Source organism: Bacillus sp. EKM208B (assembly GCF_011800725.1).
In the GTDB taxonomy this organism is placed as follows: domain Bacteria; phylum Bacillota; class Bacilli; order Bacillales; family Bacillaceae; genus Bacillus; species Bacillus velezensis.
Genome location: NZ_JAANHO010000001.1, coordinates 300,781 through 323,463 on the forward strand (window position 1 = coordinate 300,781; position 22,683 = coordinate 323,463).

The 22,683-nt window shown below is 49.6% G+C and carries 24 protein-coding genes; 21 read left to right on the top strand and 3 right to left on the bottom strand.

Annotated elements, in window-relative coordinates; translation table 11 throughout:
* Positions 1-20 precede the first annotated feature (20 nt).
* The gene (locus tag G9F75_RS01490) at positions 21-2,432 is read right to left on the bottom strand and encodes a S8 family peptidase (protein ID WP_167408891.1); all 2,412 of its coding nucleotides are present in this window, start codon (positions 2,430-2,432) and stop codon (positions 21-23) included.
* Positions 2,433-2,957: 525 nt separating this feature from the next.
* Here G9F75_RS01490 and G9F75_RS01495 point away from each other — a divergent pair.
* The 5 genes from G9F75_RS01495 (at position 2,958) to G9F75_RS01515 (ending at position 7,503) form a co-directional block, all read left to right on the top strand.
* Positions 2,958-3,272, top strand: coding sequence for a hypothetical protein (locus tag G9F75_RS01495; RefSeq protein WP_003150952.1), 315 nt, complete (start codon positions 2,958-2,960; stop codon positions 3,270-3,272).
* Positions 3,273-3,295: 23 nt separating this feature from the next.
* Entirely contained in the window at positions 3,296-4,126 is an 831-nt protein-coding gene (locus G9F75_RS01500) for a PRD domain-containing protein (protein ID WP_014419179.1), read from the top strand.
* 219 nt (positions 4,127-4,345) lie between these two features.
* Positions 4,346-5,728: a sucrose-specific PTS transporter subunit IIBC gene (locus tag G9F75_RS01505; protein ID WP_014419178.1), complete on the top strand. Its 1,383-nt coding sequence runs from the start codon at positions 4,346-4,348 to the stop codon at positions 5,726-5,728.
* Complete coding sequence (locus tag G9F75_RS01510; protein WP_106067796.1) at positions 5,725-7,164, top strand: sucrose-6-phosphate hydrolase; 1,440 nt, start codon at positions 5,725-5,727, stop codon at positions 7,162-7,164. Before G9F75_RS01505 ends, G9F75_RS01510 begins: the two co-directional genes overlap by 4 nt.
* Positions 7,165-7,227: 63 nt before the next feature.
* Positions 7,228-7,503 carry a hypothetical protein gene (locus G9F75_RS01515; protein WP_260399097.1) on the top strand — a complete coding sequence of 92 codons (276 nt, stop codon included), beginning with the start codon at positions 7,228-7,230 and terminating at the stop codon, positions 7,501-7,503.
* A gap of 30 nt (positions 7,504-7,533) precedes the next feature.
* On the opposite strand, the gene G9F75_RS01520 is transcribed toward G9F75_RS01515, so the two are convergent.
* Entirely contained in the window at positions 7,534-8,346 is an 813-nt protein-coding gene (locus G9F75_RS01520) for a bifunctional hydroxymethylpyrimidine kinase/phosphomethylpyrimidine kinase (RefSeq protein WP_021494752.1), read from the bottom strand.
* 149 nt (positions 8,347-8,495) lie between these two features.
* Here G9F75_RS01520 and G9F75_RS01525 point away from each other — a divergent pair, with 149 nt between their 5' ends.
* The 8 genes from G9F75_RS01525 (at position 8,496) to G9F75_RS01560 (ending at position 13,879) form a co-directional block, all read left to right on the top strand.
* Complete coding sequence (locus G9F75_RS01525; RefSeq protein ID WP_003150960.1) at positions 8,496-8,834, top strand: PadR family transcriptional regulator; 339 nt, start codon at positions 8,496-8,498, stop codon at positions 8,832-8,834.
* The gene (locus G9F75_RS01530; protein ID WP_100262079.1) at positions 8,827-9,462 is read left to right on the top strand and encodes a permease prefix domain 1-containing protein; all 636 of its coding nucleotides are present in this window, start codon (positions 8,827-8,829) and stop codon (positions 9,460-9,462) included. The genes G9F75_RS01525 and G9F75_RS01530 overlap by 8 nt, the downstream gene beginning before the upstream one ends.
* A 44-nt stretch (positions 9,463-9,506) precedes the next feature.
* A complete protein-coding gene (locus G9F75_RS01535) occupies positions 9,507-10,034 on the top strand; it encodes a hypothetical protein (protein ID WP_100262078.1) in 528 nt (175 codons plus the stop codon).
* 84 nt (positions 10,035-10,118) lie between these two features.
* A complete protein-coding gene (locus G9F75_RS01540) occupies positions 10,119-10,925 on the top strand; it encodes a glycosyltransferase family 2 protein (RefSeq protein WP_007407698.1) in 807 nt (268 codons plus the stop codon).
* A 15-nt stretch (positions 10,926-10,940) separates the two neighbouring features.
* Complete coding sequence (locus tag G9F75_RS01545) at positions 10,941-11,624, top strand: uracil-DNA glycosylase (protein ID WP_106067798.1); 684 nt, start codon at positions 10,941-10,943, stop codon at positions 11,622-11,624.
* A 59-nt stretch (positions 11,625-11,683) separates the two neighbouring features.
* Positions 11,684-12,106: a YwdI family protein gene (locus G9F75_RS01550; RefSeq protein WP_022553956.1), complete on the top strand. Its 423-nt coding sequence runs from the start codon at positions 11,684-11,686 to the stop codon at positions 12,104-12,106.
* Positions 12,107-12,124: 18 nt separating this feature from the next.
* The gene (locus G9F75_RS01555; protein WP_017418663.1) at positions 12,125-13,444 is read left to right on the top strand and encodes a purine/pyrimidine permease; all 1,320 of its coding nucleotides are present in this window, start codon (positions 12,125-12,127) and stop codon (positions 13,442-13,444) included.
* A gap of 63 nt (positions 13,445-13,507) precedes the next feature.
* A complete protein-coding gene (locus G9F75_RS01560; protein ID WP_003150969.1) occupies positions 13,508-13,879 on the top strand; it encodes a DUF423 domain-containing protein in 372 nt (123 codons plus the stop codon).
* 46 nt (positions 13,880-13,925) lie between these two features.
* On the opposite strand, the gene gerQ is transcribed toward G9F75_RS01560, so the two are convergent.
* On the bottom strand, positions 13,926-14,522 hold the full coding sequence (gerQ, locus tag G9F75_RS01565) for a spore coat protein GerQ (RefSeq protein ID WP_014419171.1): 597 nt from the start codon (positions 14,520-14,522) through the stop codon (positions 13,926-13,928).
* A gap of 280 nt (positions 14,523-14,802) precedes the next feature.
* Between gerQ and G9F75_RS01570 the strand changes: the two genes are divergently transcribed.
* The 8 genes from G9F75_RS01570 to G9F75_RS01605 are packed head-to-tail and all read left to right on the top strand — an operon-like array spanning position 14,803 to position 22,683.
* Positions 14,803-15,573 carry a glycosyltransferase family 2 protein gene (locus tag G9F75_RS01570; RefSeq protein WP_003150972.1) on the top strand — a complete coding sequence of 257 codons (771 nt, stop codon included), beginning with the start codon at positions 14,803-14,805 and terminating at the stop codon, positions 15,571-15,573.
* Positions 15,574-15,577: 4 nt separating this feature from the next.
* Positions 15,578-17,002 (top strand): capsular polysaccharide export protein, LipB/KpsS family, encoded by a 1,425-nt coding sequence (locus G9F75_RS01575; protein ID WP_063636526.1) that lies wholly within the window; start codon positions 15,578-15,580, stop codon positions 17,000-17,002.
* A gap of 22 nt (positions 17,003-17,024) precedes the next feature.
* Positions 17,025-18,194 (top strand): DegT/DnrJ/EryC1/StrS family aminotransferase, encoded by a 1,170-nt coding sequence (locus G9F75_RS01580; RefSeq protein ID WP_061860989.1) that lies wholly within the window; start codon positions 17,025-17,027, stop codon positions 18,192-18,194.
* Positions 18,195-19,058 (top strand): GNAT family N-acetyltransferase, encoded by an 864-nt coding sequence (locus tag G9F75_RS01585; protein WP_053285332.1) that lies wholly within the window; start codon positions 18,195-18,197, stop codon positions 19,056-19,058.
* Positions 19,058-20,179, top strand: coding sequence for an N-acetylneuraminate synthase family protein (locus G9F75_RS01590; RefSeq protein WP_129091313.1), 1,122 nt, complete (start codon positions 19,058-19,060; stop codon positions 20,177-20,179). Before G9F75_RS01585 ends, G9F75_RS01590 begins: the two co-directional genes overlap by 1 nt.
* Positions 20,172-20,912 carry a cytidylyltransferase domain-containing protein gene (locus G9F75_RS01595; RefSeq protein WP_065180311.1) on the top strand — a complete coding sequence of 247 codons (741 nt, stop codon included), beginning with the start codon at positions 20,172-20,174 and terminating at the stop codon, positions 20,910-20,912. The genes G9F75_RS01590 and G9F75_RS01595 overlap by 8 nt, the downstream gene beginning before the upstream one ends.
* Before the next feature lies 1 nt (position 20,913).
* Entirely contained in the window at positions 20,914-21,918 is a 1,005-nt protein-coding gene (locus tag G9F75_RS01600; protein ID WP_154817762.1) for a PseG/SpsG family protein, read from the top strand.
* 27 nt (positions 21,919-21,945) lie between these two features.
* On the top strand, positions 21,946-22,683 hold the full coding sequence (locus G9F75_RS01605) for a sugar phosphate nucleotidyltransferase (RefSeq protein ID WP_003150981.1): 738 nt from the start codon (positions 21,946-21,948) through the stop codon (positions 22,681-22,683).

Consider the following 22,683-nt stretch of genomic DNA (forward strand, 5'->3'; position numbering starts at 1 on the left):
GCTCCAGCAGGGTTGTTCGGTTATTCAATGATAAAAGGTTTTTCAGTCAGCACCTGGCTTGATTTCCCTTTGTTCGCGGCATAGGCCAGCATATAATATTCTCCTGCCGGCAGTGCGGTGTCACCATTGACTTTGCCGTTCCAGTCGAAATATTGATAGCCTTTATCCTGCTTTTTGTAAATGCCGGCTTGGCCGACAAAGTCAAGATTACTGTCATATACAAGGAAGGCAAGCTCTTCGGCTCCCGCCGGAAGATAGGTTTCAATTTGGTAGGTTCCCTGCGTTGTGCCGTCCTGCACGTCGATTGACGTCACGCGCGGATAGTCCGGCTCTTTTACAATCAGCAGCGTCGGCACTTTTGCGACTGTTTTTCCGCCTTCACGCACTGTGACGGTTCCCTCATAGGTGCCTGCCTTTACTTTTTTGGCATTGACCTTTACTTTGGCATTGACCTTTCCGGTTTGATGAGCGGGGATCACGACCCGGTCTGTGCCCGAAACGGTAATGCCCGTGCCGTCGAAAGAGTACTCGAGCTGATATGATTTTCTGATGGACGATTGGTTTTCAATTGTAAAGGTTTCTTTTTTCGTTTCATTGCCTTTGTCTTTCATAAACGTTCCGTAAGAATAACTTCCCGGGGCGACTAAGGAGTCTGCTTTGATCGCCTTCATGATTCTGATGCTTCCGGCGCCTTGCGCATTATGCGGGTATACGTCACCGTCCGCGTCCGTTAAGGTTTCCGCGGTGTTCATGAGAGCGGCTTTTATTTGTTCCGGGCTCCATTTCGGTTTGGCCTGCTTGATGACGGCAGCTGCGCCGGCTACATGCGGGGAAGCCATACTCGTTCCCTGCTTCGATCCGTAGCCGTACGGGTCGGCCGGATCATGGGTCGGAATGGTGCTGACGATGTTTACGCCGGGAGCGGAGACGTCAGGTTTAATCATCCACGTGTCCATAACCGGACCGCGTGACGAAAAGTCTGCCATTTGTTCAGTGAGCGATTTAGCCACGGATAAATTGAATGTCGCTTTTGTGCCGCCCGCTTTTAATTGGCTGACGAGTTTTTCGCCGTCTTCTGATGAAAGCTTAATCGTCGGCACTGACATGCCCGGTACGTTGGCTTCAATATCTCCCGGGGCATTGTTATACACAACCATACCGATCGCGCCCGCTTTTTTGGCGTTGTCGGCTTTATCCACAAAGGCGATGCTGCCCCGTTTGACGACAGCGACTTTTCCTTTCAGATCTTTGCCTTCAAAATCCTTTTGCTCGCCGATACCCGCCTCTATGAGCTCTGTTTCTTTTTTATTCAGTGCTTTTATGTCATCTTCTTTGTTGTAGCCCATTACTTTCGCTGAGGAATAGGAACCGAAGGAGACGGCGTACTCGTTCAGCGGCAGCTGGGTCGCTCCGACGGAGATGGCTTCTCTGGACGTTCCCGGAGAGCCGACGGTCCAATTGTTCGGCCCGCTGTTTCCGTTTGATGTAACGGCCGTGACGCCTTCTGACATCGCCCAGTCAAGCGCCGTGCTTGTCGCCCAGTCTGGGTTATTCACAGAATTGCCGAGAGAAAGGTTCATGACATCCGCTCCGTCCTGTACGGCGCGTTCGATGCCGGCGATGACGTTCTCTGTTGTTCCGCTTCCGCCCGGACCGAGCACACGGTAGGCAAGGAGTGTAGCATCCGGCGCGACGCCTTTAATCGTTCCGTTTGCCGCTACCGTGCCCGCGACATGGGTTCCGTGGTCAGTCGACGCGCCTCTCGGATCACCGGACGGCGTTTCTTCAGGATCGTAATCGTTATCCACAAAATCGTATCCTTTATATTGTCCGAAATTTTTCTTTAAGTCAGGGTGTTTATATTCGACACCGGTATCAATAATGGCAACCTTGACGCCTTTACCCGTATAGCCGAGCTTCCACGCGTCATTTGCCCCTATATAAGGCGCGCTGTCATCCATCTGCGGAGACACGGCATCCTTAGATAGGGTGATGTCTTTATCTTTGAGCTGATCGGTATGATAGGTGACATTCGGATAAACCGCTTTGACATCCTGATCACTCAGCAGTTTGGGGATTTCATTTGCCGGGAGTTTCATGGAGAAGCCGGAAAACACTTGCTCATATTCCCTGTTGATTTTTCCGTGTTTAATGGTTTTGAGCGCTTTCTTTTTCACTTTTGAGCGTTCGCTTTTCAGCTTGCTTTTTGTCTGTGCTTTGCCGAGTTCCTTTGCTTCCGCCAGTGACTTTTCCTTCAGCTCCACGATGACTGTCGTTTGTTTGCCGGTGGTCATATCAATGTCACCGAACACCTCAGCCTTCTCAAGATCAGGAGTTTGCGGTTTTGAAGCCGGCGCAGCCTGTGAACTTGTGGATAAGGTAAAGGATAAGACAAAAGCCGGAAGCAGATAACGGATGATTCCTTTTTTCAATCGTGTTTCCCCCTTTTTCTTTATCTAAATTAGAAATCTAGTATATATTTCTTGAAAATTCAAAATAATCCTTGTGACATATGACTCATTTATGGAAATTGGTCTGTGAATAAGGAGGGAGTTATACACAGAATCCTGTGTATAACTGAATAAATTTGTGTATATATATTGTTGGGAACGAATGTTCCTATACAAAATATAGACCGAGTTTGTGGATATGTGGATATACACTGTGTTTAAGCTGTGCTTAACCAAGGGATAAGGTGTGTATAACTTTTTTTATCGGCTTTTCCATTTTTCAGGTCATTTCCATCAGCTTTCAACAAAACTTCTGAAAACTAGTTTGTTTTTTCACTCATATTGTGACAAACAATTCGCCCGGCCGCGTCTATCATAGAGTCATAGGGTTGCTAGACCCGCTAGTTTTTAGCGGAGAAGGATCGGCCGCCTTTTCCGTTAAAGCGGAGAGAAAAACAGGCCTGCGAACAAGCTGTCTGTCAAAAAGAAGCGGAGGGATGATTTGCAATGAAACGTTTGCTAGTATCTTTACGGGTGTGGATGGTCTTTCTGATGAACTGGATGGCGCCGGGTAACGGAAGATATCCATTAGCCGCCGTGTACGGAAACCAAGCGGCTTATCATAAGAAAGCGAAGCGGACGGCTGGGGCTTTTTCGTTTGTGAGCCGTGTCCGATCGGCGGATTTGACCGATGAAACGAAATCGGCCCGCGGCAGGCTGGATAAAAACCGATGGATGCCTGTCCGCAAAGAATTGCCGAAACGGGAGCGCGCGGGTCCGGCACCTTTACATCATATGAAAAAGAGGGTACAATCCCACTAAACATATGAACGGGAGCGAACCTCTTGAGAATAGACAAAGTATTAAACAACAATGCGGCGTTAATAAAAGAAGACGGACGGGAAAAGATCGTAATGGGTCCCGGAATCGCTTTTCAAAAGAGAAAAAATGATGTGATTCAAAAGCATAAAATTGAAAAAATATTTGTCGTGCACGACGAAAATGAAAAGTTCAAACAAGTGTTAGAAACGCTTCCCGAAGAGCATATAGAGGCGGCTGAAGATATCATCAGCCATGCGGAGGGAGAGCTTGCGGCACCTTTGAACGATCACATCCACATTGCGCTGGCGGACCATTTATCCTTTGCGATCGAAAGGATTCAAAACGGCCTTCAGGTGCATAACCGATTGCTTCATGAAATTAAGGCGCTTTATAAAAAAGAATATGAGATCGGCCGCTGGGCGGTTGAACACGTGAAACAAACCCTCGGTATATCATTGCCTGATGATGAGGCGGGGTATATCGCGCTTCATATCCACACTGCCAAGGCGGATGCCAAAAGCATGTATTCGGCGATGAAGCATACAACCATGATCAAAGAAATGATCGAAAAGATCGAATCCTTTTTCGAACAGAAGGTGGATGAAGACAGTATTTCCTATCAGCGCCTCGTCACGCACTTGCGGTATGCGGTCAGCCGGTTGGACTCAAATGAAGCACTCCATTCCATGGACGAGGAGATGCTTTATTTCATCCAAAAAAAGTATCCGTTTGCTTATCGGTGTGCGCTTGAACTGGCGGCGTTTTTAAAAACTGAATATGATTTGGAACTGCCGGAATCCGAGGCCGGCTATATCACGCTGCATGTCCAGCGTCTGCAAAAAAACCCGGAATAACGCGTCTGTTTCGAGAAACAGACTTTTTTTTTGAAAACATATTGACGAAAGCGCTATCATGGAATAGAATGAAAGCGCATTAAAAAAACTGAATCCGGCGGGATTGTGACTGGTAATGCAGGCAAGACCTAAAATTTGCGTACATGAAAAAGGGATCATGCTGACCTTTTTCGTTGGCGAATTTTAGGTCTTTTTTGATTTTAGAAAGGGGGATACATAATGAATTATCAAGAAACGGCAAAACAGCTTATCAAACACATCGGAGGGAAATCAAATATCATCAGCGCGACACATTGCGCCACACGGCTCAGGCTCGTCATTCAAGATGAACAGAAGATCAGCCAGGCCGGCATTGAAGAGACAGAAGGAGTAAAAGGGGCTTTCAGCAGCTCGGGGCAATATCAGATTATATTCGGCACCGGCCTCGTGAATAAAGTGTATGACGCTTTTTCAAAAGAAGCCGATTTGGAGCGGGAGGATCGTGAGACACATCAGGACGCAGCGAAAAAAAAGCTGAATCCGGCCGCAAGATTTGCGAAAACACTGTCTAACATATTCGTTCCCATCATTCCGGCTATCGTGGCAAGCGGACTTTTAATGGGGCTGCTCGGCATGATGAAGGCTTTTCACTGGGTGTCTGAACAATCATCGCTGTTTAAGCTTCTAGACATGTTTTCAAGCGCGGCGTTTATCTTCCTGCCCGTATTCATCGGGTTCAGCGCGGCGAAAGAATTTGGCGGTAATGCCTTTCTCGGTGCCGTGCTCGGGGGAATTATGATCCATCCGGCGCTTTTGAATCCGTGGGGGCTTGCGGATGTACCGCCTGATTTTATGCAGCTCTTCGGCTTCGACATTGCGCTGCTCGGCTACCAAGGGACGGTCATCCCCGTACTGTTAGCCGTTTACATTATGAGCAAAGTGGAAAAGGGCACGAGAAAAATTGTGCCTCACGCATTCGATTTATTGGTCACGCCGTTTGTCACGGTGATTGTCACGGGATTTATCACCTTTATCGCAATCGGTCCGCTTGGCAGGGCGATCGGATCAGGCATTACCGTCTCGCTGACGTATGTGTATGATCATGCGGGCATTGTTGCCGGACTGCTTTTCGGAGGTCTTTATCCGCTTATTGTGCTTACCGGTGTGCATCACAGCTTTCATGCGATTGAGGCCGGCCTCATCGCTGATTTGGGCAGAAACTATATCCTTCCTATCTGGTCGATGGCGAATGTCGCTCAGGGCGCGGCGGGACTGGCTGTATTTTTCCTGACGAAAAAAGCGAAAATGAAAGAAATCGCTTTGCCTGCCGCCTTTTCCGCTTTTCTCGGCGTAACCGAACCAGTCATTTTCGGTGTGAACCTAAGATACCGCAAGCCGTTTATCGCGGGAATGATCGGCGGAGCGCTGGGAGGAGCCTATGTCGTGGTGACCGGTGTCGCCGCCAATGCCTACGGTCTGACCGGAATTCCGATGATTGCCATCACGGCTCCGCTCGGTTTAGGAAATCTAATAAACTATCTGATCGGAATGGGCATCGCCTCTGTCTCGGCGTTTATTGCCGCTTACATTATGGGAGCTAAAGAAAAGGAGGCCGTCAAATGAGGACACCGGATCAAGAGCTGCGCCTGCAGGCTGAGGAAGCGAAAAAGAAGCGGCAAGAAACAGCCGCGTCAGATCCATACCGCCAGAACTATCATATTATGCCGCCGGTCGGGCTTTTAAATGATCCGAACGGCGTGATCCAATGGAACGGCGTATATCACTTGTTTTTTCAATGGCAGCCATTTCATACGGGGCACGGCGCGAAATTTTGGGCGCATGTGACGACGAAGGATTTCGTTAATTGGAAAGAAGAAGAAATCGCGCTTGCGCCGGGTGAATGGTATGACAAAAACGGCTGTTATTCCGGAAGCGCCATCGAAAAAGACGGGCGGCTCTGCCTGATGTACACAGGCAATGTCCGTGACGGAGAAGGCAATCGGGAAACGTATCAATGCCTCGCCGTATCCGAAGACGGGATCGTATTTGAAAAAAAAGGAGTCGTCGCGCGTCTCCCGGAAGGCTATACCGCTCATTTCCGTGATCCGAAGGTTTGGAAGAAAGACGGAGCGTATTACATGGTGCTCGGCGCGCAGACAGAAAAGCTCACCGGAAGCGCTGTATTGTTCACATCAGAGAACTTGACGGATTGGACGTTTCTCGGTGCGATTGCGGGGGCGGACTCCGGCGGTCTCGGGTCATTCGGCTATATGTGGGAATGTCCCGACCTGTTTTCCCTTGACGGAACCGACGTGCTGCTCGTATGTCCGCAGGGGCTTGAAGCCGACGGGATAAAATATCATAACAGCCACCAGGCGGGCTATTTCCTCGGCAGGCTGCATACAGAGCCGCCAGAATTTAAGCACGGTGAATTTACAGAGCTTGACAGAGGATTTGATTTTTACGCGGCGCAGACGCTGGAAGATGATAAGGGACGGAGAATTCTGTTCGCGTGGATGGGCGTTCCGGATCAGCAGGAGGACAAACATCCGACACATGCGTATCACTGGATTCACTGCTTAACGATGCCGAGACAGCTGTCACTGTCCAACGGCAGAATCATACAGCGCCCGCTCCCGGAATTGAAATCGCGCCGCACGGATGAACAAAAGCGCCGTCTTCAATTGAATTGCTCGTCTGTAAGCCTTCCGGTGAAAGATGCGTCCCGGGCTGAAGTGCTGCTGGAGGACATCACTTGCGAATCCGGTTTTGAAATCTCAATTCGGGGCGCGGCCCGGTTTATATTTCATCAGGAAGAGGGGCTGGCTGTGCTGGAGCGCACCGATTTCAGCGGAGAAGAAAAAGAAACGAGAAGCTGCGCCGTCAGCGAGGTGCATTCCGTGCAGCTCTTTCTGGATGCATCCTCCATCGAATTGTTTTTGAATGATGGAGAAGAGGTATTCAGTGCCAGATATTTTCCTTTCCCGGGAAATGATGACGTAACCGTCACTTCGGTAGGAAAAACGGAAATAAATGGATCAATTTGGACACTTTTGTAGAAAATCGTTCTTTTTTCTTATGTGAAACCTATGCCATCTGTGCTATTCTTCAAACGAAAGACTATGATTCCAGGAATAAAAGGAGTTGTTTTCTCAGTTTTGAAAAATCAGAAGATGACGCCGAAACGTTTACTTGTCAAAGCCGCAGAGCAAGTGGAAGATAAGCGGGAAGAATATAAAGAAGTATTGCTTCAGCTGAATCGCATGCTCAAGAGAGCTGAGCCGCACAATGAATGGAGTGATCGGCTGATGCATACATATGAACAGATGAAGGAATATGCGCTGTTTGTGCAGTCTATTGAGATGTTTTTGCGGTCATCCGCGAAAAAAATGAAATAATCCCCCTCGATCATGAGGGGGATATTTATTTTATTTTCCGCTAAGACGCATCGCCGAATGTTTAGTCGGTCCGATGTATTGGTTCAGCGGGAAGGATTCTTTGATTGCCGCGGTGATAAATTCTTTTGCCGCATAGATGGCTTCCTTCACTTCAGCGCCTTTGGCCAGTTCTGCCGTCACGGCGGCGGAGAATGTGCATCCGGCTCCGTGCGTGTAAGGTGTATCAATCATTTCGCTTTCTAATACTTCCGCGGTTTCTCCGTCATACAGCACGTCGATCGCTTTTTCATGTTTCAATTTGCCTCCGCCTGTAATCAATACATATTTCGCGCCGAGTTCGTGAATTTTCTTGGCCGCTTCTTTCATGTCTTCCACCGTTTTTAATTCATCCATACCGCTCAGCTGGCTTGCTTCAAATAGGTTTGGCGTGATGACGGTTGCCAGAGGCGCCAATTGGGTGCGAAGCGCTTCGGCATGCTCCGGATACAGCACTTCGTTCGCTCCTTTGCAGACCATGACAGGATCGATAACGACATTCTTCAGCTGTTTTTCTTTAATCGTTTTCGCCGCAAGCTCGATGATCTCCACGGTAGGGAGCATTCCCGTTTTCATGGCGTCTGCGCCGATTCCGTCAACAATCGTCGCCAGCTGTGCGCGAATCGTATCAGCATCGATCGGAAATACTTGATGATCCCAGCTGTTCTCCGGGTCCATCGCTACGATCACGGTCAAAGCCGTCATTCCGTATACGTTTTTTTCTTGAAATGTTTTTAAATCGGCCTGAATTCCCGCGCCGCCGCTGGAATCAGAACCGGCAATAGTAAGTGCTTTGTGCATTGACATATCAATGGCCTCCATCAGTGTTTTATATCTCATTATAGTTAGATTTTCTCCCGATCACAATACGGAAGGCTTGGAGGAATGATTTGACAGCCGCGGGGGATGTGCGTACAATACCTACATAAGGTTACTAGGTAAGGGTGAGAAAATAAATGCTCAACAGGGAGCTTGTAAAGGGAAGCACGGTCATTCTGGTGCTGACGCTGCTGAATGAACGGCCCATGTACGGGTATGAACTTGTGAAAGAAATGGAGAAAAGAAGCGGGAATGAACTGCAAATGAAGGAAGGCACGCTGTACCCATCGCTTCATAAGCTTGAACGCCAAAGCTATATTTCTTCTTACTGGGAAAAGCAGACCAAAGGGCCGGACCGAAAATATTACCGGATCACCGATGAAGGAAAAAACATTCTAGCCGAACGGACGAAGGAATGGAATCTGTTCTCTGCTTTGATGGACCGGATGCTGAAGCGGGGCGGGCAGAATGGATAAAGACCTTTATGTGCAGGAAATCAGAAAAGGGCTGGAAGGCAAGGCCGGAAGCCGTGAATTATTAAAAGAAATCGAAAGTCATATTCATCATGCCATACGTGATCATCTGAAAAAAGGCAAAACCGAAAGCGAGGCGATGGCGCTTATTCTGCGGGAAGTGGGGACTCCGTCTGAGATTATCTCTGCTTTTCAAAAAGCTTCGGCGGTGCCCGCGCGGACTTTTATGCTCTTTTATCTGTTCTGCAACTGCGGTCTTTTTGTGATGGGGGCGATGATTACGATGATGCACGCGTGGGAGATTCATCCCGCTGTTGACGCGCTGTGGAAAGGGATTTCCGTGTCAGTATGGCTGATTATGATCGGTTATGTGCTGTATTGGTTCCAAATCGGCTATCAAGCTGGCAAGGAGTTCGGGGCTGGCGGCAAAAAGCTTGCTGAGCGGACGGTATGGGCTTCAATGGTGCCGAATCTATGTTTTATGTTTGTCTTTTTGTTCAATCTGGTTCCGGCTGGGCTGTTTCCTTCGGCGGTCACACCGAGTTTTGCGGCAGTATGCGCCGTTGTGACGGTATGTTTTCCGTTTTGCGGCAAAATAGGTTTTTACGCAGGCAGGCAGAGACTTGCCTGATCTTTTTCACTATATACATAGGGAATCTATATAGGGGTGTTAAAATGAGATTAGGTTCGTGGATGTACGGCGCGTGCGCCCAAATAGCCGTTACCGTATTTACCGTCTGCGGCTTGATTCTTGCATTGCCCGTTGGGAGTCTTTTTATTATGGTTCTGAATGGGATGCAAGACGCTATTTTTGTTGTTTTCAGTATTTTGCTTCTTCTATTGTTTTATGCGCTGGGATGGATTTGGGCCGTTTCGTTTGCGCGTGAGTGGAAGGTGAAACTTTTCGAGCTGCAGATCAGTTCGCTCATTCCGCTGGCGGGTATATTATACTTGTACATTGACAGCGGAGTGAGTATACCGGAACTGATTCATGATTGGCATGAGGATGGATGTGCGCTTGTCCCGCCGGCTTTTGTCTGCTTGTGCACATGCTATGCGATGGTGTTGGTGCCTGTTTATCAATCAAAACTTTGGAACGCCATGGAGGCGGGCAGACTTAATGCCAAGGCGGTATGCACTGTTTGGGGAGACCTTCTGATCATTCTCGTTTTGCTGGCGGGCATGACCTGGATTTGTTTCTGAATGGGCCGAAATCAAAAATCCCCCCTGATCTCTCCGCCGCTTTATGTTTTAATAGAACATGAGAAAAAGCAGAAGGAGCGGGTCATGAATATATCAATTGTCATAGTCACGTATAACCGGATTCCGGCTTTGTGTGAGCTGCTGGAGTCGATTTCCATGCAGACCATAAAGCCTTATGAAGTGATCATCGTAAATGATGCCGGGGAATCGGTCGAACAAGCGAAGCAGCTGTACAGCGATCTGCCGATTCAGATTATTGATTTAGAACAGAATGCCGGACATGTGGAAGCGCGGAACGCAGGTGTGAAAAAAGCGTCGGGTGATTGTATCATGCTGTGCGATGATGATGATTTCATTACGCCGGGCCATTTGGAAAGAATGGCGGCTGCACTTGCTGATGCGGATTTTGTCCATTCTGACGCGGAAATTGTGTCATTTGAAGAACGGGGCGGCACGAGATACCCTGTGTCACGAAAGCCGTTCGCCTATACGGCGGATTATGCGGATATGCGGGTGTTTTCCACGTACGTTCCGTCAGGCAGCATGTACAGGCGTTCTCTGCATGACACGTTAGGGTATTTTGATCCGGATGTCCATAATTATTGGGACTGGGACTTTTATTTGCGCGCCGCGAAACAGCACCGTGTGAAGCGTGTTCCTTGCGCGAGCGTCATATATGCGTTTTTTGAGGGAGGCGGCAATCAGTCCGCGGATCTCGGCGGCAAACGGAAGCGGTACTTAGACCGGTTAAGTGAAAAGCACGGGCTTGGGGAGCTCCCGACGAAAAACTTCGCGGTTCTTCTTGAAGAGCCGGACATGAAGAGGCGGGAGGCGCCGACTGACATTGTGTGGGACGGAAAGCCCGTCCATTCAAGACTGCACAGTTCATAAGGGGGGACGGACAGTTTGAAACAGCTTTTAAAGGACAGCTGGTGGAATCAGCTGAAAGATGAATTTGACAAACCGTATTATCAAGAGCTGAGAGAAATGCTGAAACAAGAATACAGCAGCCAAACGATTTATCCTGACAGCCATGATATTTTTAACGCCTTGCATTATACGCCCTATGAGGATGTAAAAGCGGTCATTCTCGGACAGGACCCGTATCACGGGCCAGGACAGGCGCACGGGCTTAGTTTTTCCGTTCAGCCCGGGGTCAGACAGCCGCCGTCTTTGAAAAATATTTTCATAGAGCTTCAGGACGATATCGGCTGCTCCGTACCGAACCACGGATCACTCGTCAGCTGGGCGAAGCAGGGAGTGCTTTTGTTAAACACAGTGCTTACGGTTCGCCGCGGTCAGGCCAATTCCCACAAAGGCAAGGGGTGGGAGCGGCTCACTGACCGCATCATTGATGTGGTGAATGAAAGAGAGAAGCCGATTGTCTTTATCCTGTGGGGGCGTCACGCGCAGATGAAAAAAGAGCGCATTGACACATCGAAACACATTATTATTGAATCGACTCATCCGAGCCCGTTTTCGGCAAGGAACGGTTTTTTCGGGAGCAGACCGTTTTCCCGTACAAACGCCGCCCTTGAAAAAATGGGGGAGCAGCCGATCGATTGGTGCCTCCCCGACCTGCCGCAATAAACGTTTTTTTTGAGGCGCTTCCGCCCGGCGGAAGCGTCTTTTTTGACGTTCCGGGCGGTATGCCGTCAGAAAAAATAACAAACTCAATTCTGCGATTCACTCAGAAATTTGATAAAATGCAGGAAGAAGACAAATTACTGCTGGAGGATTTACTCATGAACATACATATCTCTGCTTTGATTCAGAAGATGGAAGAAGAACTGAGGCAGGCGAAAACGGCGACCCGCACCGAGGAAGTCAAAATGCACGCAGCCGCCATCCGCTCTCTGTGTGATGTCGTGCTCGGCACTCAGACGCACACCGCTCCGGCGCCTGTGCAGAATCCGATTCCGAAAGCGGCGCCGAAACCTTCCGCGTCTCCTTCGACAGACCCGCTGCTGCTTGAAAAAATGATGGGCAGCGCCGGACTGAACCAATATCAGAAAAAAGCGAAAGACGAACGTGAGGAAGACGGAAACGGGGATTCCATTTTCGATTTTTAACAGGAGAGGTTGATTGACTTGAAACTGATACTCGGGGGTTTGCAATGGACGGCATTTATGATTGCGGCTGCGATTGTAGTTCCTGTCGCCATCGCACAATCATTTCACTTGAACCATGCCGATTCTGCCGCATTGATTCAGAGCACATTTTTTGTGCTTGGCGTCGCCGCGGTCATCCAATGTCTCCAGGGACATCGTCTGCCGATTAATGAAAGCCCGGCAGGCTTATGGTGGGGCGTATACACGATTTACGGCGGACTGACGGGCACGGTGTTCGCGACATTCGGCGAGACGCTGCGGGCGCTGCAGGGGGCGCTGTTATTAAGCGCTGTCTTTTTCTTTTTGTTCAGCCTTTTTAAAGTGATTGAACGGCTGGCCGTGCTGTTTACGCCGGTTGTGACCGGTGTGTATCTGCTGCTGTTGGTCATGCAGCTGAGTCAGCCGATTGTGAAAGGCCTTTTGGGCATCGGCTATTTAAAAAACAGCGTCGACGGCCTTGTATTCGGGCTCGCCATGGTTGTGACGGCGGCGATGTTCATCATGTCCCGATCGAATGTTACGTTCTTAAGACAGTATGCGATTCTCCTTTCGCTTGCCGGCGGATGGATCTTATTCGCCGTCTTCGGCGCAGCCAAACCGATTCAAATACCGGACCGCCTAATTCAGCTGCCGGCTCTTTTTCCGTTTGGAAAACCCGTGTTTGACAGCGGCCTGATCATTACGTCACTCTTCATTACCGTGCTTTTGATTGTCAACATGCTCGCGAGCATCCGGGTTGTAGAAGCGGCGGTGAAAAAATTCGGCGGCACCGTTGGGAAGCGGCGTGAGCGTCCGGCTGGGTTTGCGGCTTCGATCAGCCACCTTTTGAGCGGGCTGTCAGGGGGCATTGCGCCTGTACCGATTTCAGGGGCGGCCGGTTTTATTGAGACGACGAAGCTTCCTTCGAAAAAGCCGTTTCTTTTGGGAAGTGTATTTGTCATGATCATCAGTATGATCCCGCTATTTATGAATGCGTTTGCGAGTCTGCCCTCACCGGTCGGCTTTGCGGTAAACTTCGTCGTTTTCTCCACGATGGCGGGTCTTGCCTTTACGGAGTTTGACTCTTATGAGAAAGCGGAGCAAAAACGAATCCGCTCCATTATCGGTCTGGCGCTCCTGACGGGGGTCGGCGTAATGTTTGTGCCGGAGAGCGCGTTATCAGGGATGCACCCGATCCTGATTTCGCTCTTAAGCAACGGCCTTGTGCTCGGGACGCTGCTGGCGATAGCGATTGACCGAATCCAGCTTATCAAAAAGAAAAAATCCGACAATCTCGTGTCATCGGATGACGGACGTTGAATTTTGCCGATGTTGGGTTATGATTGAATTGGAAACTTTAACGAAAAGGCGGGAGAAAAATAGATGAAAGTGTTTATTATTCTTGGTGCGATTAACGCTTTATTGGCCGTGGCGCTGGGCGCTTTCGGCGCGCATGGGCTTGAAGGGAAAATCCCCGATAAATATTTGCAGGTGTGGCACACAGGCGTGCAATATCATATGTATCACGCGCTCGGTCTTCTGGCTGTCGCGTTTTTGGCCGAAAAGCTCTCTGGCGCAGGCAGTGTTTCTGTTGCGGGCTGGCTGATGTTTGCGGGCATCGTTCTGTTTTCAGGAAGCCTGTACGTATTGAGCGTGACGCAGATTTCTATTCTCGGCGCGATTACACCGCTCGGCGGCGTGGCGTTTATCATCTCTTGGATTATGATTATCGTCGCGGCCGTCAAATATTTATAAAGAAAAAAAGCCAATCCTCTGTCAAGTGAGCGATTGGCTTTTTGATTTATCTCGGAGAATAAGAAGACATGGAGTACGGATAAGTATAAGCGATTTCCTCATCAAACGTGATGTAATCAAGGTAAATGGTCAGAAGCAGATAGCGGGTGCCCGTTTTCGGATCGCTGATGATGATATGGTCACGTCCCGCCGCCTGAATCACACCGCGGAAAATCTTTGAATTCCATTCTTTGCTGTTTTCAAATGTCATATAAATCGTCGCCGTTTTGCCCCGGTTCAACCGCAGAATATTTTCAATGTATGACTCTTCAATCGGCAGCATGCCGGGAACGTTTTGTGACGATGATGGACCTGACGGAATCTGAAAGCTGCCGCCGCCCTGCTGCTGCGGCTGGCCGGGGAACCCCCCGCCGAAGCCCTGCTGGCCCTGCTGCTGCGGCTGGCCGGGAAACCCCCCGCCGAAGCCCTGCTGGCCTTGCTGCATCGGCATTGTCATTTGCTGCTGCATCGGCATCATTTGCGATCCTTGGCCGCCCTGAGGCTGCGGATAAGGATTAGGCCCGAGCTGCGGCTGGTATCCTTGCATATCCATTCCCATCCCCATCCCTTGCATTTGCTGATATTGATTCTTTTTCGGTTTCATATTGTTCCTCCTTTGATGAAAACCTCTTCATGCTGAAACCTCCTGACAAGTATCAGACAGCCGACAGAGAAGCTGCTGTTTTTATCTATTCCACCATATGAGCCCGCAGAAAGATTTATGCGAAAAAAGAAAATACGCTCCAATGAGTCCGGACATCAGAGCCGGTTTTTTTTGTGCGCGCAATGCTGACTTTTCACATAATAGTCTGTATTCCTATCGCATCTTCCGCATAAGGAACATATGATAGCGGTAGTTTCAGGTGCGAAAAGGGGGTGACGAGTTGCCTAAAGTGTCAGTGATCATGACGAGCTATAACAAAAGTGACTATGTGGCCCGCTCTATTAAAAGTATTCTGTCTCAGACGTTTACGGACTTTGAGCTGTTCATTATGGATGACAACTCAAATGAAGCGACATTGGCGGAAATACGTCCTTTTCTCACGGATGACCGCGTCCGGTTTTATCAAAGCGATGTATCGGGCGTCAAAGAAAGAACGGAAAAAACACGCTACGCCGCCTTGATTAATCAGGCAATAGAAATGGCGGAGGGCGAGTACGTGACGTATGCGACCGACGACAACACGTATGTGCCGGAACGGCTTGAGAAAATGGTGAAAGAGCTTGATGAAGACCCGGAAAAAGCCGTCGTGTATTCAAGTTCCAAAACCTATCATCTGAATCAGCGGAAAGAGACGGTGAAGGAGACGGCCAGGCCCGCCGAACGGATCGTGTGGAACGCGCCGTGCGCCATTGACCATTGTTCTGTCATGCACCGGTTTTCCGTGCTGGAACAGGTCAAATCGGCATTCGGTTCCTATTGGGATGAAAGCCCCGCGTTTTACCGGATCGGTGACGCCCGTTTCTTCTGGAGAGTGAATCATTTTTATCCGTTTTACCCGATTTCTGAGGAGCTTGATATCAATTATATTACCGATCAATCCATCCATTATCAGCTTTTCGCGGCGGAGAAAAACGAGTTTGTGAACAGCCTTCCGCAGCAGACCACGTGCCGGGAGCTGAGGGAATCATTAAAAAAGCTTGGAAAGGGGTGAGGGCTTGTCGGCATACTTAGCGAATTATTGGGTGCTGTACCGGCAGTATATTGACCTTTTTCAGTCACTTCGCTACAAAGACATCCCGCTCGCATTGATCAGTAATTTTTATCAATATATCAGTCCGGCGCTTCGGGAGAGCATGGAGCAGAACCCAGAGCTTTTCGGTCCGGCTGATCAGCATATTCCTGAAGCCGGTATACAGCCATATTATGATCAAAAAAGGCAAAACATTAAGAAAACAGATGAGAAACCGGTAAACGGAAAAGTCATTCTGCATTTCGATCATATTCGGTTCACCGAGAGAAACTACCGGCAGTTTGATCCGGCAAAAACAGCGGTACTGGCCAGATGGAGTCTGCCTGACCATTACGGGCTGCCCGTTATCTGCAAATTGGAGCTGACGGGAATGGGGCAAAAAGGGAACCCCGTCCCTTATATTGAAAAAGCCCATTCCATTTTGAAAGAGCTTCACAGCCATCCCGCTTTCGGAAACAGAGAATTTCAGGAACGTTTGTATAAAGACATTCCATTATTTATTGAAGCGATTGACGCCGTTGATATTTTGTTTACGGCCGAGAAGATTTCCGCCGTTGTAGTCGGCACGACGGAGGATATTTACAGCCGTGTGCTGGCGCTGATGTCCGCGAAAAAAAACGCCGTCAGCATCTGTCTGCAGCACGGAGCGCTCATGGGAGATGAAGCGTTTCTGCCCGTATTTACGGACTATCAGGCAGTATTCGGGGCTTATGAAGCGGAGTGGTATAAAGCAAAAGGCTGCAGGGATGAACAAATCATCATCACGGGGCATCCCCGTTTCGACGAGATTTTCTCAAGAGAGCCGATAGATCAAGACACGTTTTACCGCAAACTTTCTTTTCTCCCGTCACAGCGGACGGTGCTGATCGCCACGCAGCCGTTTTCTGATGAATTTTATACGGGCGTGCTTGAAGAGCTTGCCGGCCAAAAGAACATGCAGCTCATTATTAAACCGCATCCGTGGGAAATCGGCAAAAACAAGCTGGATGCTTACAATCAGGTGCTGCGGAAATATAAAGCAGGCAAAATCATCAAAAAAGAGATGGAGCTGTATGATATTCTACCGTATGTTGACGCTGCGGTGACACAGACATCAACGGTCGGTCTTGAAGCGATGCTGTTTCAAAAGCCCGTGCTGATCGGAAAATCAGCGGGAACCCGCCGATACCCTTATTATCATTCACTTGGAGAATTTGTTTTTGAGGACCCGCAGGCACTTGCTCAGGAATTAATCCGGATATGCGAAAGCCCCGCGGAATATCAAAAAGCGGAACAGGCGCGCCGTGCTTTTGTCGCCGCGAACTACCCGGTTCAGGATTCGCTTGCCGCTTTATGCCAAGTGCTTCAGGAAAAAACCGGAGTCAGCTTCAGACGGGTTGACCCTTCATAAAAAAGATAGGAGCGCAAAGAAAATGGTGCAAAAAAGATCAGCTTTTCTTCCTTATTCATTGCCCATGATCGGGAAGGACGAAATTCAGGAGGTTATTGATACGCTTGAATCGGGCTGGCTTTCAAAGGGACCGAAAGTAGAGGCGTTTGAAAAAGCCTTTGCCAACTGGACGGGGGCAAAGCACGCGATCGCGCTGAACTCATGTACCGCCGCTTTGTTTTTGGCCCTGAAAGCGAAAGGAATCGGTCCCGGTGACGAGGTCATCACGTCTGCCGTGACATTCAGTTCAACAGCCAATACAATCGTGCACACAGGCGCCGTTCCGGTGTTTGTTGACATCGATCCGCTTACGCTGAATGCGGACCCTAAAAACATTGAGGCGGCCGTCACCCCGCGGACAAAGGCGATTGTACCCGTTCATTTCGCCGGCCAGTCGTGTGATATGGATCAGATTCTGGCCATTGCCGAAAAGCATCAGTTATTTGTCTTAGAGGATGCCGCACATGCCGTGTATACCACTTATAAACAGAAAATGATCGGATCAATCGGTGATGCGACGGCATTCAGCTTCTACGCGACAAAAAACCTGGCAACCGGTGAAGGCGGCATGCTGACGACGGACGATGACGGGCTTGCCGATCAGATCAGGGTGCTCAGCCTTCACGGCATGAGCAAAGGCGCGTGGAACCGCTATTCTTCAAACGGAAGCTGGTACTACGAGGTCGAAACGCCCGGCTATAAAATGAATATGTTTGATCTTCAGGCAGCGCTTGGGCTTCATCAGCTGAAACGGATTGACAGCATGCAGCAAAGAAGAGCCGACATTGCGAGCCGCTACCAGGACGCCTTCAGACACATGAAAGGGCTGACCATCCCGCATGTCAGTGATGACGGACGGCATGCATGGCATCTGTATGTTCTTCAAATAGAGGAGCAGGAGGCCGGGGTCAGCCGGAACGATCTGATTTCCGCTTTAAAAGACCAATATCATATCGGCACAAGTGTTCATTTTATTCCGGTTCCGTTCCATCCGTATTATCAAAAAACGTACGGATATAAGGAAACTGACTTTCCGGCCGCGGCAGCGTATTATCACCGCACCGTGTCACTCCCTCTTTATCCGTCAATGACAGATGACGACGTTGAATACGTCATTGCAGCCGTTACGGATATCGTCAAAGGGGCTGATTAGGTGTACAGACTGAGGGAAAATCTTGCTCAGGACATGATTCATGCCTTCCTGCATCAGAAGGGCATCCAGCCGGAAGCCTATGAATCGTCGCTCTGTTTATTGGAAGAAAACAGCCTTCAAGGCGTGATTTTATATGAAAACTCTTCGTGGGAAAGTCAATTGTTCCGAAAAAATATCATCAATGTGAAGCTTGCAGCCGCAAACAGCACCGGACAGCTCAAAAGGCTGTTTCAGGAATTTTACGCGGCAAGGCGGGCGGCAGGCACTGATTTTATATTTATTAAAATACCGGCTGAAGATATCGGGGCGATGCAGGTCGTTCAGCAGCTTCCGAACGCTTATTTTGTAGGGAGTCTGCTCAAGCTCGTCAGCCCGGTGCGTGTATATAACAGCACGCCGCCGTTTGAGATTACAGAAGCCGGACCCGGCGACATGGAAGCGATCAGCCGGCTGGCCCGCGACGCCTTTACAAAAAGCAGGTATTACCAAGATCCCCGCCTCAGCTATGAAAGTGCGAACCGCCTGTTTGAAGAGTGGGCGCGGAATAACGCGGGAGGCAGAGCTTCGTTACAATTCGCCGCCACATATAAGGGAGAGACCGTGGGCTTTGTTCAGGGGCTGTCTAAAGGCGATGAATTCGTCCTTGATCTGATGGCGGTAAAGCCAGGCTTTGAAGGAAAAGGAGCGGGATTCCATTTAGCGGCGCACGTGATTGAACAATCATTGCGCTTTCAGCATAAGACTGTATCAGCGGGAACGCAGCTCCACAATGTAAGAGCCATCCGCCTGTATGAAAGAATGGGATTTAAAGCGGATGCGTCCTATTACTACTATCATGTGTGGCCCGGGAAGGAGGCGGACTGATGGCATCATGCAAAATCGGAACGAAGTCAATCGGCGAAGGTTCGCCCGTATTCATCATCGCCGAAGCCGGAATTAATCATGACGGAAAACTGAGCCAGGCGTTTGAATTGATAGATGCGGCCAGTGAGGCCGGCGCGGACGCGGTCAAGTTCCAAATGTTTCAGGCTGACAAAATGTATCAGAAAGACCCCGGCTTGTACAAAACCGCTGCGGGAAAAAACGTCTCTATTTTTTCTTTGGTGCAATCAATGGAAATGCCCGCCGAGTGGATCGAACCGCTGCTTGAATATTGTAAGAAAAAAGGCGTGCTGTTTTTAAGTACGGTATGTGACGAAGGCTCTGCCGACTTACTGTATGCGACTTCCCCTTCAGCCTTTAAAATCGCCTCCTACGAGCTGAATCATCTGCCGTTATTGAAATATGTCGCGGGGCTGAAGACCCCGATTATTTTTTCCACCGCGGGCGCTGATATTTCAGATATTCAGGAGGCTTATCAAACCATTACCGGCGAGGGGAACACAGAAATTGCGATCATGCATTGTGTGGCGAAATATCCCGCGCCGCCTGAATACAGCAATCTGAGCGTCATTCCCATGCTTGCCGCCGCATTCCCGGATGCAGTGATCGGTTTCTCCGATCACAGCGCCCATCCGTATGATGTGCCGTGCGCGGCTGTCAGGCTCGGAGCGAAACTGATTGAAAAGCATTTTACGATCGATAAAAACCTGCCCGGTGCCGATCACTCCTTCGCCCTCAATCCGGATGAATTAAAAGAAATGGTTGCGGCGATCCGCTCAGTTGAAGCGGAACTGCGGCAGGGGCTTCACGCTCCGGTGCCGGAAGTGCTGTCGGGAAGTTCTCATAAAACGACGACACCGATTGAAGGGGATATCAGAAGGTTCGCTTACAGAGGCATTTTTTCAACAGCGCCGATTCAAAAAGGCGAATATTTTACGGCGGAAAACCTTGCCGTCCTTCGTCCCGGCCAAAAACCGCAGGGGCTTCACCCGAGATATTTTGAGCTTTTAACTGACGGGGCGCGTGCGGTCAGGGATATCCCCGCCGACACGGGCATCACTTGGGATGACCTTTTGACGAAAGGCAGCCCATATGATGACTGACATTTTGTTTATCATTCAGGCGCGGATGGGAAGCGGGCGTCTTCCCGGCAAAGTGCTGAAACCGATCGGCGGGTATACGATCCTCGATATGATTGTCAAAAGGGTTCGGCAAAGCGAGTATTATGATCAATCGCGGGATAATCTGATCGTCGCCTCGTCTGACAGCAAGACCGACGACATTCTGTCTGCGCACTGCCTCAGCAAGAACTACCGTGTGCACCGCGGCAGCGAGCAGCGCGTGCTTGACCGGTTTGCACAAGTCATCGAACGAGTAAAACCGGACATCGCAGTCAGACTGACGGGGGATAACCCGTTTGTCGACCCTTCGCTGCTTGATTTTCTGATTCAATCGCATTTAGATCAGCACGCAGACTACACGTATATCTGCGGTACACCGCTCGGCATCGGCGGCGAGGCGGTAAACGCGCGTCTTTTAACGGAGATCAATGCGGACAAAACGCTGGCGGACAAATATCAGGAGCATGTCACGCTGTTAATAAGAGAATCTCCTGAGAAGTACCGGCTTCTCTTTCCTGAGCCCCCGCAGGAACTCCGGGCTCCTCACTTGCGGATGACCGTCGATACCGAAGAGGACTACAGGCTGGCCCGCGAGCTGTACGTAAAAGCGGGCTCGCGTCCTGATATTCCGGCAAGAGAATTGATCCATCTGCTGAATAGTGATCCGGAGCTCAGGGCCATTAATCAAATGATCCGGCAAAAAGAGGCTGATTAGCATGCGGGTTTTGATTTTCGCGGACGGGGGCCGTGACATCGGCATGGGGCACGCGGTCCGGATGAAGCTGCTTGCCGGTGCCATTAAGAACAATTGCTCAATAACGTTCTACACAAATAAAGAGGCTTTTTCTTATCTGTCATCTGATCAATGGGAAGTGATCATCAAGCCTGTCAAGGGACAGAAGGAATTTATTGTCCGGGAAATAAACAGGCAGGCTCCTGACCTTCTCATATTCGATCTGCTCGATATGCCGTGTGACTGGTTAGAGGAAATCAAAAAGCATTCATCGGCACGTATCGTTTTATTTGAAGAAAAACGGGAACATGTCATTCATTTATGCGATGCCGTTATAAACGGCATTTACGGAGGGCTGAAAAGCCGGACGGTTCAAATGGGCGGCGCCGTTGTATATGAAGGCCCGGAATATATCATTCTTCATCCGGGTTTTGAAAAAGCAAAGCAGCTCTATCAGCTGAGAAAAGAATGCCGGACCATATTGGTCTCATTAGGAGGAAGCGACCCGAAGAAGCTTGTCTTTAAAGTGATGGAAGCATGCCGCCGCATCCCCGATATTCAGCGAAAACGAGTGATCATCGTCATGGGCGGCGCCGCGCCTCATGCTGATGGCGTGCGCGCGCATCTTACACAAATGCCTTATGCCGAGATGGTAAGGCAGACAAATGACATGGCCGCGCTTCTTTCGAGGGCTGATATGGCCGTCGTGTCCGGCGGGATCACTTTATATGAGACCATTTGTACGGGTGTGCCCTGCATCGTACTTTCTCAAGTGGAGCATCAAACTGAGACGGCGGAAAAATTCGCCGCACGGGGGGCCGCCGTTCATCTCGGCCTTGGTGAATGCATATCAGCGGACGTTCTCGCACGGCATATGTCTGACATGGCCGCTGATTATCCGATGCGGTCCGGACTTCATCAAAACGGAAAGCCGCTGGTTGACGGCAGGGGCATCAAACGGGCGGCGGCGATTCTTTATGATTTGTGATAAAACCACACGTAAGGAAGTGTTCATGTGAAAGGTGTTATCTTAGCCGGAGGCACCGGCTCACGCCTTATGCCGCTGACAAAAGCGGTCAATAAGCATTTACTCCCTGTCGGTCCATATCCGATGATTTACTGGTCGATCATGAAGCTGGAAGAAGCGGGGATTACGGATATCTTGCTGATTACGCAAAAAGAATATATTCCGCAATTTCATAAACTTCTCGAAACCGGAGAAGAACTCGGCGTCTCAATCACATATCAGGTTCAGCCAGCCGCATCCGGCATTTCCGACGGTTTATCATACGCAAAGCGGTTTACCGGGCGCGACCCGTTCGTTCTGCTTTTGGGAGATAATATTTTTGAAGATTCATTAAAACCTTATACGGAGCGTTTCGCAAAGCAGGGAAAAGGAGCGAAAGTGCTGCTGAAAGAAGTTGACGATCCGGAGCGCTTCGGCATCGCCGAGATTGATGAGGAAAACAAACGGATCAAGTCGATCATTGAAAAGCCGGAGCAGCCGCCGACCAGACTATGCGTCACAGGGATCTACATGTACGACGCAGAAGTGTTTTCTTATATTGAACAAATTTCTCCTTCAAAACGCGGCGAACTGGAAATTACGGATGTCAATAATTTATACATTGAACACAGTGAGCTGACGTATGATGTGTTAACGGGCTGGTGGGTGGATGCGGGCACGCATGAATCGCTTTACCTCGCCGGAAGCCTGGCGCATCAGGCATTACAGAAAGGACAGGAGCATTAA

What these genes read in the sequence shown, in the direction of transcription:
- G9F75_RS01495 (WP_003150952.1), top strand. Translation starts at nt 2,958, where the DNA reads ATGAAACGTTTGCTAGTATCTTTACGGGTGTGGATGGTCTTTCTGATG.
- G9F75_RS01505 (WP_014419178.1), top strand. Translation starts at nt 4,346, where the DNA reads ATGAATTATCAAGAAACGGCAAAACAGCTTATCAAACACATCGGAGGG.
- G9F75_RS01510 (WP_106067796.1), top strand. Translation starts at nt 5,725, where the DNA reads ATGAGGACACCGGATCAAGAGCTGCGCCTGCAGGCTGAGGAAGCGAAA.
- G9F75_RS01515 (WP_260399097.1), top strand. Translation starts at nt 7,228, where the DNA reads ATGATTCCAGGAATAAAAGGAGTTGTTTTCTCAGTTTTGAAAAATCAG.
- G9F75_RS01520 (WP_021494752.1), bottom strand. Translation starts at nt 8,346, where the DNA reads ATGTCAATGCACAAAGCACTTACTATTGCCGGTTCTGATTCCAGCGGC.
- G9F75_RS01525 (WP_003150960.1), top strand. Translation starts at nt 8,496, where the DNA reads ATGCTCAACAGGGAGCTTGTAAAGGGAAGCACGGTCATTCTGGTGCTG.
- G9F75_RS01530 (WP_100262079.1), top strand. Translation starts at nt 8,827, where the DNA reads ATGGATAAAGACCTTTATGTGCAGGAAATCAGAAAAGGGCTGGAAGGC.
- G9F75_RS01535 (WP_100262078.1), top strand. Translation starts at nt 9,507, where the DNA reads ATGAGATTAGGTTCGTGGATGTACGGCGCGTGCGCCCAAATAGCCGTT.
- G9F75_RS01540 (WP_007407698.1), top strand. Translation starts at nt 10,119, where the DNA reads ATGAATATATCAATTGTCATAGTCACGTATAACCGGATTCCGGCTTTG.
- G9F75_RS01550 (WP_022553956.1), top strand. Translation starts at nt 11,684, where the DNA reads ATGCCGTCAGAAAAAATAACAAACTCAATTCTGCGATTCACTCAGAAA.
- G9F75_RS01560 (WP_003150969.1), top strand. Translation starts at nt 13,508, where the DNA reads ATGAAAGTGTTTATTATTCTTGGTGCGATTAACGCTTTATTGGCCGTG.
- gerQ (WP_014419171.1), bottom strand. Translation starts at nt 14,522, where the DNA reads ATGAAACCGAAAAAGAATCAATATCAGCAAATGCAAGGGATGGGGATG.
- G9F75_RS01580 (WP_061860989.1), top strand. Translation starts at nt 17,025, where the DNA reads ATGGTGCAAAAAAGATCAGCTTTTCTTCCTTATTCATTGCCCATGATC.
- G9F75_RS01590 (WP_129091313.1), top strand. Translation starts at nt 19,058, where the DNA reads ATGGCATCATGCAAAATCGGAACGAAGTCAATCGGCGAAGGTTCGCCC.
- G9F75_RS01595 (WP_065180311.1), top strand. Translation starts at nt 20,172, where the DNA reads ATGACTGACATTTTGTTTATCATTCAGGCGCGGATGGGAAGCGGGCGT.
- G9F75_RS01600 (WP_154817762.1), top strand. Translation starts at nt 20,914, where the DNA reads ATGCGGGTTTTGATTTTCGCGGACGGGGGCCGTGACATCGGCATGGGG.